Annotated in this window: 14 protein-coding genes and 1 tRNA gene; 10 read left to right on the plus strand and 5 right to left on the minus strand. The window is 57.9% G+C overall.

What is annotated here, in order from left to right:
* Positions 1 to 3 precede the first annotated feature (3 nt).
* Complete coding sequence (locus ACORQT_RS00320) at positions 4 to 858, minus strand: LysR family transcriptional regulator (RefSeq protein WP_164058174.1); 855 nt, start codon at positions 856 to 858, stop codon at positions 4 to 6.
* 210 nt (positions 859 to 1,068) lie between these two features.
* Here ACORQT_RS00320 and ACORQT_RS00325 point away from each other — a divergent pair, with 210 nt between their 5' ends.
* From ACORQT_RS00325 to ACORQT_RS00340, 4 genes are all read left to right on the plus strand, one after another.
* On the plus strand, positions 1,069 to 2,184 hold the full coding sequence (locus tag ACORQT_RS00325; RefSeq protein WP_275891536.1) for a cyanate transporter: 1,116 nt from the start codon (positions 1,069 to 1,071) through the stop codon (positions 2,182 to 2,184).
* Between the two features lie 75 nt (positions 2,185 to 2,259).
* Positions 2,260 to 3,603, plus strand: coding sequence for an esterase-like activity of phytase family protein (locus ACORQT_RS00330; RefSeq protein WP_164058172.1), 1,344 nt, complete (start codon positions 2,260 to 2,262; stop codon positions 3,601 to 3,603).
* Between the two features lie 98 nt (positions 3,604 to 3,701).
* Positions 3,702 to 3,796 (plus strand) — tRNA-Sec (locus ACORQT_RS00335).
* Positions 3,797 to 4,349: 553 nt separating this feature from the next.
* Complete coding sequence (locus ACORQT_RS00340; protein ID WP_164058171.1) at positions 4,350 to 4,595, plus strand: hypothetical protein; 246 nt, start codon at positions 4,350 to 4,352, stop codon at positions 4,593 to 4,595.
* 137 nt (positions 4,596 to 4,732) lie between these two features.
* Here ACORQT_RS00340 and ACORQT_RS00345 read toward each other — a convergent pair whose 3' ends face one another.
* Positions 4,733 to 5,521 carry a MipA/OmpV family protein gene (locus tag ACORQT_RS00345; protein ID WP_164058170.1) on the minus strand — a complete coding sequence of 263 codons (789 nt, stop codon included), beginning with the start codon at positions 5,519 to 5,521 and terminating at the stop codon, positions 4,733 to 4,735.
* Between the two features lie 127 nt (positions 5,522 to 5,648).
* Here ACORQT_RS00345 and ACORQT_RS00350 point away from each other — a divergent pair, with 127 nt between their 5' ends.
* The 3 genes from ACORQT_RS00350 to ACORQT_RS00360 all read left to right on the plus strand — a co-directional run bounded on the left by ACORQT_RS00350 (position 5,649) and on the right by ACORQT_RS00360 (position 8,190).
* Positions 5,649 to 6,347 (plus strand): response regulator, encoded by a 699-nt coding sequence (locus tag ACORQT_RS00350; RefSeq protein WP_033652287.1) that lies wholly within the window; start codon positions 5,649 to 5,651, stop codon positions 6,345 to 6,347.
* Positions 6,344 to 7,537, plus strand: coding sequence for a sensor histidine kinase (locus ACORQT_RS00355; protein ID WP_197801867.1), 1,194 nt, complete (start codon positions 6,344 to 6,346; stop codon positions 7,535 to 7,537). Before ACORQT_RS00350 ends, ACORQT_RS00355 begins: the two co-directional genes overlap by 4 nt.
* A gap of 140 nt (positions 7,538 to 7,677) precedes the next feature.
* Positions 7,678 to 8,190 (plus strand): Mpo1 family 2-hydroxy fatty acid dioxygenase, encoded by a 513-nt coding sequence (locus ACORQT_RS00360; protein ID WP_164058169.1) that lies wholly within the window; start codon positions 7,678 to 7,680, stop codon positions 8,188 to 8,190.
* 65 nt (positions 8,191 to 8,255) lie between these two features.
* Here ACORQT_RS00360 and ACORQT_RS00365 read toward each other — a convergent pair whose 3' ends face one another.
* Together ACORQT_RS00365 and ACORQT_RS00370 are read right to left on the minus strand one after the other, a co-directional pair.
* Positions 8,256 to 8,426 carry a hypothetical protein gene (locus tag ACORQT_RS00365; protein WP_162837995.1) on the minus strand — a complete coding sequence of 57 codons (171 nt, stop codon included), beginning with the start codon at positions 8,424 to 8,426 and terminating at the stop codon, positions 8,256 to 8,258.
* A gap of 385 nt (positions 8,427 to 8,811) precedes the next feature.
* A complete protein-coding gene (locus ACORQT_RS00370; RefSeq protein WP_033652284.1) occupies positions 8,812 to 9,912 on the minus strand; it encodes an alkene reductase in 1,101 nt (366 codons plus the stop codon).
* Between the two features lie 377 nt (positions 9,913 to 10,289).
* On the opposite strand from ACORQT_RS00370, the gene ACORQT_RS00375 reads away from it, so the two are divergent.
* Positions 10,290 to 11,456: an MFS transporter gene (locus tag ACORQT_RS00375; protein WP_033645072.1), complete on the plus strand. Its 1,167-nt coding sequence runs from the start codon at positions 10,290 to 10,292 to the stop codon at positions 11,454 to 11,456.
* Positions 11,457 to 11,488: 32 nt separating this feature from the next.
* Here ACORQT_RS00375 and ACORQT_RS00380 read toward each other — a convergent pair whose 3' ends face one another.
* Positions 11,489 to 12,238 carry an NAD-dependent epimerase/dehydratase family protein gene (locus tag ACORQT_RS00380; RefSeq protein ID WP_047025973.1) on the minus strand — a complete coding sequence of 250 codons (750 nt, stop codon included), beginning with the start codon at positions 12,236 to 12,238 and terminating at the stop codon, positions 11,489 to 11,491.
* Between the two features lie 659 nt (positions 12,239 to 12,897).
* On the opposite strand from ACORQT_RS00380, the gene bglF reads away from it, so the two are divergent.
* Together bglF and ACORQT_RS00390 are read left to right on the plus strand one after the other, a co-directional pair.
* Complete coding sequence (bglF, locus tag ACORQT_RS00385) at positions 12,898 to 14,763, plus strand: PTS beta-glucoside transporter subunit IIABC (protein WP_033652281.1); 1,866 nt, start codon at positions 12,898 to 12,900, stop codon at positions 14,761 to 14,763.
* Between the two features lie 14 nt (positions 14,764 to 14,777).
* Positions 14,778 to 16,181 carry a glycoside hydrolase family 1 protein gene (locus tag ACORQT_RS00390; protein ID WP_164057691.1) on the plus strand — a complete coding sequence of 468 codons (1,404 nt, stop codon included), beginning with the start codon at positions 14,778 to 14,780 and terminating at the stop codon, positions 16,179 to 16,181.
* Positions 16,182 to 16,215 lie beyond the last annotated feature (34 nt).

A 16,215-nucleotide genomic window follows, 5' to 3' on the forward strand; every position in this document is an offset into this window, starting at 1 on the left:
GCCTTACTTCAGCCCGCAAAACGCCGCCAGCCGCTGGGCCAGCGCCAGCGTGGCGGCGGGGGCGCCGTCGCGGTAGTAGAGCGCCAGTTCGAAGCTGTCTATCGGCGGCAATCCTTCGGCCGCGCCCAGCACCCGGTGCATCGGCAAACGGCAGCCGGCCGGCAGCAGGGTGACGCCCAGCCCGGCGGCGGAGGCGGCGGTCAGCGCCGCCAGGCTGGCGCTGCTGTAGCCGATGCGCCAGCGTTTGCCGAGGGTGTCCAGCGCCTGGCACAGCTCGTCGCGGTACAGGCCGTTCAGTGGAAATACCGCCAGCGGCACCGGCGATTGCTCGATGGCCGGGAAGGCCAGGCTGTCCAGCCACAGCAGCGGTTCCGGCCGCGCGGCGCGCGGCGGTTGCCGGCGGCGCTGCTTCACCAGGATCAGATCCAGCTCTTCACGCGCGTAGGCGTTGTGCAGATCGGCGCTCAGGCCGCTGGCGACGTCCAGCCGCAGGTGCGGGTGCTCGCGACTGAATTCGGCCAGCAGCCCGGTGGTGGGCACGGCGAAATCTTCCGGCATGCCGATCCGCAGCACGCCGTCGCGCCAGATGCCGGTCAGCGCATCGTGGGCTTCTTCATTCAGCGCGATAATGCGGCGCGCGTAGCTCAACAGCTTGACGCCTTCTTCGGTCAGCAGCACCTGATGCGAGGAACGCTCAAACAGCGGCTTGCCCAGCATCTCTTCCAGCCGGCGCACCTGCTGGCTGACGGTGGACTGCGACAAAAACACCCGCTCTGCGGCGCGGGTGAAGCTGTTGCTGTCGCACACGGCGACGAAGCTGAGCAGCAGCTGCGGATTGAACATCGGGTAGCGATTCATTTTCCCACTGTTGGCTATTTTATTATTTAATTTCCCAATACTAGCGGCGTTGCCTACAGTAACGCAACGCTGCGGCGATCGCGCTGTGACGCCGCACTCTTCATTTCGCAGTACCAGGAATATGCCGTGTTAAATCATTCTGTTAATTCACCTTCTCCACGCCGTTGGCTCAACCCCCTGTTGCTGGCGCTGGTGTTGATCGGCCTGAACATGCGGCCGCTGTTGACCTCGATCGGCCCGTTGCTGCCGACGTTGCGCCAGGCCACCCGGCTGAGTTTTGGCGGCGCGGCGCTGTTGACCACGCTGCCGGTGCTGATGATGGGCCTGATGGCGCTGGCGGGCGGCGCCATCAACCGACTGTTCAGCGAACGCAGCGCCGTGGCGTTGAGCCTGTTGGCGATCGGGCTGGGCGCGCTTTGGCGCGAACTGGCCCCCGGCAGCGTGCAACTGCTGATGAGCGCGGTGCTGGGCGGGCTCGGCATCGGGGTGATCCAGGCGGTGATGCCCGGCATCATCAAGCATCACTTCCTCAAAAGCATGGCGCTGGTGGCCGGGCTGTGGTCGGCGGCGCTGATGGGCGGTGGCGGGTTGGGGGCGGCGATCACGCCGTGGCTGATGAGCGTAGGGCACGACTGGCACAGCGCACTGGCCTGGTGGGCGTTGCCGGCCCTGGTGGCGCTAGTGGCCTGGTGGCCGGTCAGCCGGGGGCTGTCTCGCCTTAGCGCGGCGGGAGAACACCGCGAGCCAGGCCTGCTGCGCAACCGGCGCGCCTGGCTGCTCGGCGCCTATTTCGGCCTGATCAACGGCGGCTATACCAGCCTGATCGCCTGGTTGCCGCCGTATTACATGCAGCTCGGCTGGCAGCCGCAGGCCAGCGGTTCGCTGCTGGCGCTGATGACCTTCGGCCAGGTCGTGGGCGCGCTGCTGTTGCCGACGCTGGCGCGCAATCATGACCGGCGGCCGCTGTTGTTGCTGGCGCTGATGATGCAACTGATCGGCTTTATCGGCCTGATTTATCTACCGCAGACGCTGCCGTGGCTGTGGGTGTTGCTTTCCGGGCTGGGGCTGGGCGGCGCGTTCCCGCTGTGTCTGGTGCTGGCGCTCGATCACTTGCACCAGCCGGCGGCGGCCGGGCGACTGGTGGCCTTCATGCAGGGCGTCGGATTCCTGCTGGCGGGCGTCACGCCTTACCTCTCCGGCCTGCTGCGCGACTATAGCGGTGGCTTCGTGCTGGACTGGCAGATCCACGCGCTGCTGGTGGTGGTGTTGATCGCCATCACCTGGCGCTTCCATCCGCACAGCTACCGGCGGGCGTTCGCCGAATAATATTTCTGTCATTGCCGCTCCCTATAGTGACGTTGCTTTTACTTCTGGGCGATAACAACGAAAAGGGACAATGACATGCACAACACCAAAACCCGGCTGGCGCTGCTGGTCGGCTGCATGGCGCTGAGCGCCAACCTGTGGGCCGACGCGCAGCCGGTGCCGGCGACGTTGGCGGGGCATGCGCTGCTGCCGGTGAAATCCGCCGTTTCCACACCGAAGGACGCGCCGAGCGATCTGCAGCAGAGCGGCAAATACACCAGCGGGAAACGCGTCACCGAGTTGGGCAGCGTGGCGGGTAAATCCGCCGATCGCCTGACCGGCATCGGCTTGCCGATCAACGGCCAGCCGCTGCAGGGCCACTCCGGCATCAAACACATGCCCGACGGCACCTACTGGGTGCTGACCGACAATGGTTTCGGCAGCAAGGCCAACTCCCCGGACGCCATGCTGTACCTCAACCACTACAAGATCGATTTCAAAGACGGCACGGTCGCGCCGCTGAAGACGGTGTTCCTGCATGATCCGGATAAAAAGGTGCCGTTTCACATCATCAACGAAAGCACCGAGAAACGTTATCTGACCGGCAGCGATTTCGATCCGGAAAGCTTCCAGTTTGCCGACGATGCCTTATGGATCGGCGAAGAGTTTGGGCCTTACCTGATCAAAGCTGACCTGAACGGCAAGGTGCTGGCAGTGTTCGACACCCAGGTAGACGGCAAGGTGGTGAAATCGCCGGACAACCCGACGCTAACCCTGCCGGGCGCGCCGGACGGCAAGCAGAACTTTCAGGTGGCGCGTTCCAAAGGCTTTGAAGGCATGGCCGCCTCGACGGACGGCAGCAAGCTGTACCCGCTGCTGGAAGGGGCGCTGTGGGATGGCGAACAGTTCGAGAACGTCGGCGGCAAACGCTACCTGCGGGTGTTGGAGTTCGACGTCAAACAGCAGGCCTGGACCGGCCGCAGCTGGCAGTACGTACTGGAAGACAACCAGAACGCCATCGGCGACTTCAACATGATCGACGCCACCCACGGGCTGGTGATCGAGCGCGACAACGGCGAAGGCACGCCGGATAAAGCCTGCGCCGCCGGCGCGCCAACCGACAACTGCTTCAGCCAGGTGGCCAAGTTCAAGCGAGTGTATAAAATCGCTTTCTCGGACGCCAACGTCGGCAAACCGGTCGAAAAACTGGGCTATATCGACCTGATGAACATTCAGGATCCGAACAAGCTGGCGCGCAAGCCGCTGAACGACGGCGTGCTGACCTTCCCGTTCTTCACCATCGAGAACGTGGACGTGGTGGACGCCAACCATATCATCGTCGGCAACGACAACAACTTCCCGTTCTCCTCCAGCCGCCAACCCAATATGGCGGATGACAACGAGTTCATCCTGCTGGACGTGAAGGATTTCCTGAAGTAGCGCTCCCCGGCCGCCGAATCGCCGGCGGCCGCCATTTCCCGCTTAGCGCAGCGAACAAACTGCGCTATAATCAGCGCCTTGCTTCTTCTCTTCTCCAAGGAAGATCCTCGTCCCCGGTGGGGCGGCCGGACTTCAAATCCGGTTGGGGCCGCCAGCGGTCCTGGGCAGGTTCGACTCCTGTGATCTTCCGCCAATCATCGTCTCCCTTACTCTTCTGTGTTAGCCGAGTTTTGCAACTTACATGACCGTCCATCTGGGTGGATATGAGATCTTGCAGCCAGACAATGAGATTGTCCGGCTGCGCGAGGGATTATTACGGCTACTTATTGAACAGGTGCGTGCCGATGGATAAACAGCCGCTGAGTAAAAAAATGGATGACAGAATAGAAATGTAAATGAGTGACTTCATTCAGGCCTCTGACGGTTAGAAAAGCGAAACGCAGCCGGATAACGCAAGCGTCGATGAAACAGTGAAAAGGCAATACGCGATCTTTATAAACATAAATTCATCCTGTTTTACTGGGTTTCCACTTTCGGTTTGATTGTGTTCGGTACGTTCTGTAAAAATAACTAGCTGATATTTAATCCGGCTGCCATGGAATGAAAGTCCGACATAGTTTTACTTTGGCGCCATGTTGAGCGTTTCTTTGCAGTGGGTTGACACTGGGTTGATGATTTTTTGGCATGATTTCCTTTTTGGTGAATAAACCATTAAAGACAGTTAAACTGTAATGAGGAAGGCCATCGTGAAAACCCTGTCGTTGATTTTTTTACTGGTATCAATATTCATCACCGCGATTCATTGCCATGAAAGGCAATGCTCCGGCATTCAAAGCGGTATTGCCATGCTCGGCAACGGAGCAAGAGCAATAACCTGTGATTTCAAGTCGTGCTCTTCTCATGATGTACCGCAATGCGTTAATTTCCCCAGGCTTTATATATTTAAGCCGTTACTAAAACGTTTGAAAACCGCGTTAAAACCCTGTTTTTAACTTCATTAGTCAAATTCCTGAATAGTCGGTTGAAGAGTAATGAAACTTTAATTACAACAAGCTGTTGAGTGGGGGATATTTAAAGTCCCATTACTCTTCTGAACGTCACTTTGCGGCTTCAGGTTTTTTGTACTGGCTTAGAACGTATAACTTATTGCCACGACGCCTGTTGTCCCCTCCTTTTGTTTAACGATAGGACTATTGGCGGCGTTATCCCCCAGCCAGGTATGGTTAATGCCAAACCAAGCCCCCCAGTTTTCGTTAAACTGATGCGCCCACGTCAGGCTCACGTCGGTGCCGTAATAGCCGCCTGCGCTGTTATAGCGGGAGTAACCCGAGTTTGCGCTTTGCGTGCTGGTCACGCCGTACCAGGTGTTCATATAACGAGAGTCTGCAAATAATGCGCTGATTTTAAACGCAACGGTATCCTCTTCATCCAGAACAGGAATGAAATCGACGGAGGTCGCGTAAGATATCCCTTGGCCATCACTCAGCGGCAGAGTGGCTTTCCCTTCCAACACCAGCCAGGGCGTTAACGCCCATCCCAAGGCTAAGCCCGCATTAACGGTTGCTGAAATATCTCCCATGCCTTTAAGTGCGTCAGAGCCTTTGCGCCAACCTGAATCTTCATCGGTTCGTCCAGAATCATAGCCTATTGTTGGAATGAAATATAAACCATTCTCGCTTTGGAAACGAAAACCTGCGCCATTCATTGAATCGACAAAGAAATTATCCTGTTGGAAATGAAATTGCGGTGCGGCTCCCCAGGTTTGTTCATTTGAACCGCTGTATTTTGGCGATGACACCGCGCCAAGGCTCACGGTAAATGCCGTTCCGCTGTTATCGTTATTACTTGCATGGCTGGGTGGAATGCTGGATATTATCAGCAGCGCCAACGTATTTTTAATGATTTTCTTTTCTAACATTATGAGCCTCAGTATTATGTGTATCGTTATGATAAGACTGTTCACGCAAGGCGGAGTATGCCGACGATTTGTCAATTAATCGTCAACAAATAATCAATAAATAGCGAAGATCCTTCAGGGGGATGAGATGCAAAATAAACGGGTTCTAGTCATCGAAGACGATGTCGATGCGGCAAATGTGCTGGAGGCTTATCTTAAGCGTGAAGGTTATCAGGTCGCGGTGGTGGGAAATGGGCTGATGGGTTTAAATACGGCGTTGAGCTGGAAGCCCGATCTCATATTATTAGATGTGATGTTGCCTGATATGAATGGAACTGAAATCCTGGCGGCGCTCAGGCGCAAGGTGAATACGCCGGTTATCATGATCACGGCCATGGGGGAACCTCATGATAAAATTGGCGCTCTTCGCTATGGTGCGGATGATTATATCGTTAAACCCTATAACCCCGGCGAAGTTATGGCACGCGTGCAGGCAGTGTTAAGGCGAAGCGGCGGGAATCAGCTGGCAGGCGAAGAAATATTGCGCTGGGAACGGCTCGAACTGGATCTCGCTAATATGGTGGCGAGGGTGGCAACGAGCGCGAGCGGCGCTCTCACGCTGGATTTAACATTAACCGAATTTTCCCTGCTCGGCACGTTGATGAAAGCCTCAACGAGGCCGTTAAGCCGTCAGTTTTTGCTTGAAAAATGTTTACCTGAAAGCGATGCGCTCGAAAGAGTGGTGGATACGCATGTTTATAATTTAAGACGGAAGCTTGAAGCGGCAGGCGTTGATAACGTGATTTTTAATGTGCGCGGCGTCGGCTATAGGTTTTGCAAATCATGAAAAGGAAAAATAAATCTCTTTTGTTTTGGGTGTCTGTTCGCATCGTCATCGTCGCCATCGTGACGCTTTTTACCATTATTCTGGCGATGTGGGGCATTTTTGCTGCCCAGTATTTTTACGTCATTCATGAAATGCCGGCATCGGTTTACGAAAGATTCTTGGTGCTGCGAGAGAACCCCAGCCTGGACATAGAGGCGTTCCATCAGATCGTCGATACGTATTGGGGGCTGGATTACAGCACGCCTTCGCTGACTTCTTTAAATTGGGGATGGCTGCTTATTTTTCTGATCGTCGTCGTTCCATTGATAACGTTAATGTGCGTGCGCATCGCACGCCCTCTTACTGCCCAATTTCGAAATCTCACCGACGTTGCGGAAACCGTGGCTCGGGGAAATTTTAAGCACGAAGCCGAGCTGGTTCAGGCGTGTCCTGATGAAATCATCAGGTTCTCGATAAACTTCAATGAGATGGTCAATAAGCTCGCTTTATACGAACGCGAAATAAAAGCGTCGCATGTGGCGTTGGCCCATGAGTTGCGTTCACCGTTGACCGGAGCTATGGGCCGCCTTCAGGGCATGATAGACAACGTTTTTCCTGCGAGTCAGGAACAGCTGAATATGGTGATGACGCAATTAAAAAATCTGAGTTACCTTACCGACGATCTGTATTTCCTCTCTCTGGCCAGTGCGGGCCAACTGAAATTAAGTAAAAACGTTTTTACTATCAATAGCGTGTTAAAGGAGAGGGTGGCCTGGCTCAAACCTCAGTTGGAGGCTGCGGGCATGTCCATCTCTATCGAGGAGGGCGGGCCGCTTCATTTTATTGGGGATGAATTCAGACTCGGCCAAGTATTCAGCATACTAATCGAGAATATGCTTCGTTATTGTAGTCAGGGCGATCGAATGTGCATTCGTCTCGAACAGACCGCGCAGGAAATCGTGTTGGCGTTTCAAGATACGGGGCCTGGCGTTGCACAGGATTATTTGCCGCAAATGTTTGAGCGTTTTACTCGCGGTGAAACGTCCCGCGCGCGCGATTCCGGCGGCAGTGGGCTCGGGCTCTCCATTGCGAAAGCGATTTGCGCTGCCCATCACGGAACGATCAAAGCCAGTCTGCCGGTCGACCAAGGGTTGTTAATCACCATAAACTTGCCCCTGCCGGCGCAGGGGGGCGCCAGCAGTAAAGGGTAATGGTTTACGTCACAGCCAACATTTTCGCCGAGCGCGTTTCGGTGGCGCTTGCTGCCATTCGTATCGTCTATGATCTAAGCACTGGGCCCGTTGCAGCTGCGCGCGTTCGGCGACGAAGGCCGCACATACCGGAGGTCAACATGCGAAGTCTGGAAGATCAACTGGCCGCTTATGCCGCCTATCATCGCGATGCGCGCAATATTGTTACGCACTTTATCGGCATCCCCCTGATCGTCGTCAGCCTGCTGGCGCTGCTCTCCCGGCCGGCATGGGGCGCGGGATGGCTGCCGTTCTCGCCGGCCTGCGCGGTGGTGATCGTCTCGGCTCTCTATTACCTGCGGCTGAGTCTGCGCCTTGGCGTCATGATGCTGGCGTTGCTGCTGCTGTACCTCGTGTTCGGCGCCTGGGTGGCGTCGCTGTCGACGGCGGCGTGGCTGAGCGTCGGCATCGGCGGCTTCGTCATCGGCTGGCTGTTTCAGTTTGTCGGGCATTTCTGGGAGGGGCGAAAACCGGCGTTTATGGACGACGTGACGGGCCTGATCATCGGCCCGCTGTTCGTGCTGGCGGAAGCCTGCTTCCTGGTCGGCGGGCTGCGCGAACTGCAGCAGAACATCGAAATGCGCGCGGGCAAGGTGCGCAGCGGGAAGAGATGAAATAAGGAATGAATACGTTTTCTCTGCGAGGCCCCTTTTGAAAAAAGAGGCCTGAAGACGACGGATTATGCGTATTGGATCAATTTCCAGGTGACCCCTTTGCCGCCATAGGGCGGCATGATATTGCCTTTAGCGATTGGCGCTGTGGTTGAGGGTTTGCCGACCACTTCCCAGACGCCGCTTTCCGGGCATTTTTGCCCTGTCGTGGCTGTAGTGCCAATAGGTGATTTAGACATAAGATCTTTCCTTAATCAACGCAGCGCCACAATAGCGCTGTTCGGAAAGATATTTACACGTTCGCATATATATTCAACCCTGTCTGGGAAATACGGGTTATGTGTTTAAATTTTGATTTAATATTGTGTTTTAAGTTTTCATTTTTCTTGGCTTCATTGTTTTTATTTCAATTTATATTGTTTTTATATGTTTTGTTTTTTTGTATTCTAATAAAAAATTGCAATGAAAATGTTTAATTTATTATTTTATATCTAAGGTTTTCGATTTATTTTTTATTTATCGTGCGGACACTGAAAATCTGGGTTATGTCGCTTATTCAGAAGAGCGTTGTTTACCAAGCCAGCGAAGCCCCCCGCACTTGCAGGCTCGGGGGGCTGAACATATTTACCCGATCGTCGGGTAATCGGTGTAGCCTTCCCGGCTGCCGCCGAAGAATTTCTCTTTGATTGGCGCATTCAGCGCCAGCCCGTGTTGCAGGCGGTGAGGCAGATCCGGGTTGGCGATGAACGGGCGGCCGAAGCCGATCAGATCCGCCCAGCCTTTGGCCAGCGCTTCTTCAGCGCGTTCACGCGTGTATTTGCCCGAGTAAATCAGCGTGCCGCGGAAAATCAGGCGCAGCGACTCTTTGAACGCCGCCGGCATCACCGGAGCGTCATCCCAGTCCGCTTCGGCGATGTGAATGTAAGCGGCGCCGATATCGTTCAGCACGCTGGCCGCCGCCAGATAGGTGGCTTCCGGGGTATCGTCCTGCGAGCCCATCAGGGTGGTCAGCGGCGCCAGACGCACGCCCAGTTTCTCTTTGCCGATGGCGTCCGCCACCGCCTGCGCCACCTCCCGCAGGAAACGCAGGCGATTTTGCAGTGAACCGCCGTATTCGTCGTCGCGCTGATTCTCCCGCGAGTCGATAAACTGATTGATCAGATAGCCATTCGCGCCGTGCAGCTCTACGCCGTCGAAACCGGCGGCAATGGCGTTGCGGGCCGCCTGGGCGTAGTCGTTGACGATCGCCGGAATTTCTTCCCGCGTTAAGGCGCGCGGTGCGGAGTGCTGCACCATTTCACCCACGCCATGCTCTGGCCCGCGGCCTTCGACATCCACGAACACCTTGACCCCGTCGGCCTGGATGGCGGAGGAGGAGACCGGCGCGGCGTGGCCAGGCTGTAAAATGGTATGCGACACGCGGCCGACGTGCCAAAGCTGCGCGAAGATCTTGCCGCCGGCCTGATGTACGGCGTCGGTGACTTTTTTCCAACCGGCGATGTGTTCCGGGGTGTAAATGCCGGGCGTCCAGGCATAACCCTGGCCCTGCTGGCTGATCTGCGTGCCTTCGCTGACGATCAGCCCGGCGCTGGCGCGCTGGGCATAATATTCAGCCATCATGTCGGTGGCGACGTCGCCGGCGCCGGCCCGTGAACGGGTCATGGGCGGCATGACGATGCGATTGTTCAGCAATAAACCGTTTAAAGAATACGAGTCAAAAAGCATGGCGCTTCCCTCATGTGAATTAGGCCGTGGGGCGATGATGTTTTGCTGAGGCCATTATATTTCGTCGTTTAATTCTAAGAACGCGCACAATAACAAAACACTTTTGCTCTGTGTTCAATAGTCGCGGCAGCCGCCGGTGAGCCGGTATGGCGGGTGGGCCAGATGGCGAGAATGAACCCGATGTGCGCACGGGCGATGGCGGCTATTGCCTGTCGGCGCGTGGCTGAGATAGAGTCGGCTGCTGTTTTCCCCACGATTTTTAACAAAATCGCAAAAGTCTTTTAGCCTTCCGCCTGCTTATCTTTGGTGTGATCAATGTCATACTTTTGGCATCTTAACTTTCCCGCGCTTCGGCAGCGGTTAACCGGAGTTGTTGAATGAAAATTAACTTTCCCTTATTAGCCCTGGCGGTGGGGGCGTTCGGCATCGGCACGACCGAGTTTTCCCCGATGGGGTTGCTGCCGACGATCGCCAAAGGGGTGGACGTCTCCATCCCGATGGCAGGCATGTTGATCAGCGCCTACGCCGTTGGCGTGATGGTCGGCGCTCCGCTGATGACGTTGCTGCTTTCTCACCGGGCGCGCAGAAGCGCGCTGATCTTCCTGATGGCGATCTTTACCCTGGGTAACGTGCTGTCGGCGGTTGCGCCTGACTACACCACCCTGATGCTGTCGCGCATCATCACCAGCCTGAACCACGGCGCGTTCTTTGGCCTCGGTTCAGTGGTGGCCGCCAGCGTGGTGCCGAAAGAGAAACAGGCCAGCGCCGTGGCGACCATGTTTATGGGCCTGACCATCGCCAATATCGGCGGGGTGCCGGCCGCGACCTGGCTGGGTGAAACCATCGGCTGGCGCATGTCGTTCCTGGCGACGGCCGGGCTGGGCGTGATCGCCATGCTGGGGCTGTGGTTCTCGTTGCCGAAAGGCAGCGCCGGCGCACGTCCGGATGTGAAACGCGAGCTGTCGGTGTTGGTGCGCCCGCAGGTGCTGTCCGCCTTGCTGACGACCGTGCTGGGCGCGGGCGCGATGTTCACGCTCTATACCTATATCTCGCCGGTGTTGCAGCACATCACCGATGCGACGCCGCTGTTCGTGACGGTCATGCTGGTGTTGATCGGCGTCGGTTTCTCCATCGGCAACTACCTGGGCGGCAAATTCGCCGACCGTTCCGAGAGCGCGACGCTGAAGGGTTTCTTGCTGCTGCTGGTGGTCATTATGCTGGTGATCCCGTTCCTGGCGCGCAGTGAAATCGGCGCCGCGGTCAGCATGGTGATTTGGGGGGCGGCGACCTTTGCCGTGGTGCCGCCGCTGCAGATGCGCGTGATGCGTGTCGCCAGCGAAGCGCCGGGCCTGTCGTCCTCGGTCAACATCGGCGCCTTTAACCTGGGCAATGCGCTGGGCGCCGCCGCCGGTGGCGCGGTAGTCTCCGCCGGGCTGGGATACAGCTTCGTGCCGGTGATGGGGGCTATTATTGCCGGATTGGCGCTGTTGCTGGTGCTGTTCACCCACCGTCAGGCCGAAAAAGTGGCCTACGCCAACGGTTAAACGATAACGTGCGGCGGGGTTCCCCGCCGCGCTCACTCAAAGCCGAGCAGGCTGAACGCATCGTCCTGCGGGGCGTAGCCGAGCAGGCGACGGGTCTCTTCCAGCGACAAACGCGTATAGCGGTTATTGGAAACCCCGTGCACCACCGCATATTGCACCCCTTCGACACGAATGCAGCGATCCAGCAGATCGGTGGCGTCGCGATGGCTGAGAAAAGCGCTCATGTCGCGGGCGCTAAGCTGTTCGCCCCGGCACAGAGTGGTGAAGTTGGCGATGCGCACCGACAGGGCGGAAAGCCCCTCCTGATGGGCGAAATAGGCGGCGATGCCTTCGCCGAACGCCTTGCTGGCGCCGTACAGATTTTTCGGCTTCGGCGCGTCATCCGGGCGGATTTGATAATCGAGCGGGTAGCCTTCCACCGCCTGCGCGCTGCTGGCGAATACCACCCGGCGGCAGCCGGCGTCTTTCGCCGCGCGGAAGATATTGAAGGTGCCGAGAATGTTGTTGTCCATCAGCGAACCGCAAAAATCGGCGTCGGGAGCCGGATCGGCGGCCAGGTGCAACACGGTGTCGATATTGGCGCAGGCCTCACGGCAGGCGTCGAGATCGGCGATGTTGAAGCTGATGACCTCATCGTCGGGCCGGCGATCGCGCAACAGAGCGAGATCTCGTTCCGCCAGCCGCAATGCATAGCGATCGCCCACTGCCTGGCGAAACGCGGTGGCGACTCGGCCGCCGGCGCCGGTAATCAAAATCCGTCCTACATCAGTACGCAACACCATGGTGACTGTCATCCCTACTCTCGATTAAGCGTTGACCAGTAATAATCCCCCGTGTGATTTTTGTCTAGTTGTTTTAATTAGTTATTCTGATGTTTATTCGCCGTGTTCAATTGCGCACGGTGATTTTTGCGCGGGTGAATATCGTGGAATGCTAACAATATTCGATGAGGTTTGGCGATGTATTTGCCTTAATGGCTGCGAATGTTGCCAGAAAAGCCGATTGGCCGCTGGAAAATGCGTGTTTCGCTTTAGCTTGATAGTGAATTATTAGGTTAGTTAATCTTATGTTTTTTGACGTGAAGCCAGGCGATACTCTTTCATCCCTCTCTATCGCTCGCGCGATATATCATCGGCGCAGTGATCCCGGTAGAGGGCGGCATGCATTATTTCGCGCATTGAGGCCGTTTTGCCTTTGCGATCACAGTTCGGCAATTTGCCGTCGCCAAGCCTTGCCCCGCTAAAATCTGCGGTGTTAACGTCATAACTCAACCGATTTAGGGTTGTTACTGCTGCGGCAGGCAAAACCTAAACCTCGCGTTTCTGTTCCCCGATGGGGCAGAGACCGCGAGGTTTAGGTTTTTTTTTGCGCCGAATTTCGCTCCTGCGCCAGGCCAGCGCAAAGGCGGGATCGGCAGAACGTGAAGTCTAAGGATAACCGTATGAAATATGACACATTAGCCAGTGAGATTTTGGCCGGCGTCGGTGGCCGCGACAATGTGAAAAGCCTGGTGCATTGCGCCACCCGCCTGCGTTTCAAGCTGCGTGACGACCGCCGCGCCAACGCGGCAGCGCTGAAGAAAAACCCGGGCGTCATCATGGTGGTGGAGAGCGGCGGCCAGTTTCAGGTGGTGGTAGGCAACCACGTGGCCGAGGTGTTCGACGCGGTCAACCGGGTCGGCGGGTTGGCCGAAGGCGCGTCGAGCGGCAGCGATGCGGACGGTAAAAAAGACAATCTGCTCAGCCGCTTTATCGACGTGGTTTCCGGCATCTTCACCCCATTGCTCGGGGTGATGGCTGCCTCGGGGGTGTTGAAGGGATTGCTGGCGCTGAGCCTGGCCTGCGGCTGGCTGCTGGAAAGCAGCGGCGCCTTTAAAATGTTGTTCGCCGCCAGCGACGCATTGTTCTATTTCTTCCCGATCATGCTCGGCTACACCGCCGGGAAAAAATTCGGCGGCAACCCGTTCGTCACCATGGCGATCGGCGGCGCGTTGACGCATCCGCTGATGATGGCGGCGTTCGAGGCGGCGCAACAGCCGGGCGCGGTGCGCGAATATTTCTTCGGCATTCCGCTGACTTTTATCAACTACAGCTCGTCGGTGATCCCCATCATCTTTGCGGCCTGGGTATCCTGCCGTCTGGAGCCGCTGTTTAACCGGGTGATCCACAGCGCGCTGCGCAATTTCATCACGCCGCTGCTGTGTCTGGCGATCACCGTGCCCCTGACCTTCCTGCTGATCGGCCCGGCGGCGACCTGGCTCAGCCATCTGCTGGCCAACGGCTATCAGGCCATTTACGCCTTCAACCCGATCATCGCCGGCGCTTTCATGGGGGCGATGTGGCAGGTGTGCGTGATCTTCGGCCTGCATTGGGGGCTGGTGCCGTTGATGATCAACAACCTGAGCGTGCTGGGGCGCGACACCATGGTGCCGCTGCTGCTGCCGGCGGTGATGGGGCAGGTCGGCGCCACGCTGGGCGTGATGCTGCGCACCCGCGACGCCAAGCTGCGGGCGCTGTCCGGTTCGGCCATCGGCGCCGGGATTTTCGGCATCACCGAACCGGCGGTGTACGGCGTCACCCTGCCGAACAAGCGTCCGTTTATCTTCGGCTGCATCGGCGGCGCGCTGGGCGGGGCGGTGATCGGTTACTTCCATACCTCGGTCTACTCGTTCGGCCTGGTGAACGTGTTCACCTTCGCGCAAATCATTCCCAACGGCGGCATCGACGCCACGGTGTGGGGCGCGATCGGCGGCACTCTGCTGTCGTTTGTGTTCGCCGCGCTGGCCAGCTACCTGTTCGGCGTCGCGCCGGCGGAAGAGACGGCGCAGCCTGAAGCCGCCGCGCCGCTTAACCGCAAGCAGGCCATTCTCAGCCCGATCGCCGGCGACATCGTGCCGCTGGAGCAGGTGAACGACGCGACCTTCGCCAGCGGCCTGCTGGGGAAAGGGGTGGCGATCGCGCCGCAGCAGGGGCGAGTGGTGGCGCCGGTGAGCGGCAGCGTGGCGTCGCTGTTCAAAACCAAACACGCCATCGGCATCGAATCGGACGACGGCGCGGAGATTCTCATCCACGTCGGCATCGATACCGTGAAGCTCGACGGGGCGCATTTCACCGCCCACGTGCGGGAAGGCGAGCGGATCGCGCCGGGCGATCTGCTGATCGAGTTCGACCAGGCGGCGATCCATGCCGCCGGCTATGACACCACCACGCCGATCATCATCAGCAACAGCGATGACTACGTGGACGTGTTGACCAGCGGCCTGTCTCCGGTGCAGGAACAGGCGCCGCTGCTGACTTTATTACGTTAATTGAGGAGCAAGCGATGAACGGCAAGTTTCCGCAACATTTTCTGTGGGGCGGCGCGGTAGCGGCGAACCAGGTAGAAGGCGCGTATCAGGCCGACGGCAAGGGGCTGTCGACCTCCGATCTGCAGCCGCAGGGCATCTTCGGCGCCATCACGCCGCGCACGGCGGGCGACAGCGGCATCAAGGACGTGGCGATCGATTTCTATCATCGTTACCCGGAGGATATCGCGCTGTTCGCCGAGATGGGTTTCAAGTGCCTGCGCACCTCGATCGCCTGGACGCGCATTTTCCCGCAGGGCGATGAAGAGACCCCGAACGAAGCCGGGCTGGCGTTTTACGATCGGCTGTTCGATGAGATGGCGAAATACGGCATTCAGCCGCTGATCACGCTGTCGCACTATGAGATGCCTTACGGTCTGGTGAAGCGCTACGGCGGCTGGGGCGATCGCCGCACCATCGATTTCTTCGAGCGCTATGCGCGCACCGTGTTCGAACGCTATAAGCACAAGGTTAAACACTGGCTGACCTTCAATGAGATCAACATGTCGCTGCACGCGCCCTTCACCGGGGTTGGCCTGCCGCAAGAGAGCGACAAGAGCGCCGTCTATCAGGCGATCCACCATCAGCTGGTGGCCAGCGCCAGAGCGGTGAAGGCCTGTCACGAGATCGTGCCGGAGGGGCAAATCGGCAACATGCTGCTGGGCGGCATTCTGTATCCGCTGAGCTGCAAGCCGGAAGATCTGCTGGAAACCCAGCGGCAAAACCGCGACTGGCTGTTCTTCGGCGACGTGCAGGCGCGCGGCTATTACCCGGCCTACATGCAGCGCTTCTTCCGTGAAAACGGCATTCAGGTGGCGATCACCGAGGAAGATCGGCAAACGCTGCGCGAAACCATCGACTTCATCTCGTTCAGCTACTACATGAGCGGCTGCGTTACCGCCGACCCGGAGCAGTACGAAACGGCGCGCGGCAACATTCTCGATATGGTGCCGAACCCGCACCTGGCCAGTTCGGAGTGGGGGTGGCAAATCGACCCGATCGGGCTGCGCTACCTGCTCAACGTGCTGTACGACCGCTATCAGAAGCCGTTGTTCATCGTCGAGAACGGGCTGGGCGCCAAAGACCGCGTCGAGGCCGACGGCAGCATCAACGACGACTACCGCATCAACTACCTCAATGACCATCTGGTACAGGTGGCCGAGGCGATCGACGACGGCGTCGAGGTGATGGGCTACACCAGCTGGGGGCCGATCGATCTGGTCAGCGCCTCGAAGGCCGAAATGTCGAAGCGCTACGGCTTCATTCACGTCGACAGAGACGATGCCGGCAACGGTAGCCTCGAGCGCCGCCGCAAGAAGAGTTTCTACTGGTATCGCGATGTGATCCGCAGCAACGGCGCCAGCCTGAAAGACCGGCGCTAACCCTTCAGCCCGGCGGCAAACGCCGGGCGTTAAT

It is taken from the genome of Serratia sp. (in: enterobacteria), from assembly GCF_052400455.1.
Classification (GTDB): Bacteria; Pseudomonadota; Gammaproteobacteria; order Enterobacterales; family Enterobacteriaceae; genus Serratia; species Serratia ureilytica.

Bases quoted from the DNA above. Each gene is read 5' to 3' on its own strand.
- ACORQT_RS00370 (WP_033652284.1), bottom strand. From the start codon at position 9,912: ATGCTTTTTGACTCGTATTCTTTAAACGGTTTATTGCTGAACAATCGC.
- ACORQT_RS00375 (WP_033645072.1), top strand. From the start codon at position 10,290: ATGAAAATTAACTTTCCCTTATTAGCCCTGGCGGTGGGGGCGTTCGGC.
- ACORQT_RS00365 (WP_162837995.1), bottom strand. From the start codon at position 8,426: ATGTCTAAATCACCTATTGGCACTACAGCCACGACAGGGCAAAAATGC.
- ACORQT_RS00325 (WP_275891536.1), top strand. From the start codon at position 1,069: ATGCGGCCGCTGTTGACCTCGATCGGCCCGTTGCTGCCGACGTTGCGC.
- bglF (WP_033652281.1), top strand. From the start codon at position 12,898: ATGAAATATGACACATTAGCCAGTGAGATTTTGGCCGGCGTCGGTGGC.
- ACORQT_RS00350 (WP_033652287.1), top strand. From the start codon at position 5,649: ATGCAAAATAAACGGGTTCTAGTCATCGAAGACGATGTCGATGCGGCA.
- ACORQT_RS00360 (WP_164058169.1), top strand. From the start codon at position 7,678: ATGCGAAGTCTGGAAGATCAACTGGCCGCTTATGCCGCCTATCATCGC.
- ACORQT_RS00380 (WP_047025973.1), bottom strand. From the start codon at position 12,238: ATGGTGTTGCGTACTGATGTAGGACGGATTTTGATTACCGGCGCCGGC.
- ACORQT_RS00330 (WP_164058172.1), top strand. From the start codon at position 2,260: ATGCACAACACCAAAACCCGGCTGGCGCTGCTGGTCGGCTGCATGGCG.
- ACORQT_RS00355 (WP_197801867.1), top strand. From the start codon at position 6,344: ATGAAAAGGAAAAATAAATCTCTTTTGTTTTGGGTGTCTGTTCGCATC.
- ACORQT_RS00390 (WP_164057691.1), top strand. From the start codon at position 14,778: ATGAACGGCAAGTTTCCGCAACATTTTCTGTGGGGCGGCGCGGTAGCG.
- ACORQT_RS00345 (WP_164058170.1), bottom strand. From the start codon at position 5,521: ATGTTAGAAAAGAAAATCATTAAAAATACGTTGGCGCTGCTGATAATA.
- ACORQT_RS00320 (WP_164058174.1), bottom strand. From the start codon at position 858: ATGAATCGCTACCCGATGTTCAATCCGCAGCTGCTGCTCAGCTTCGTC.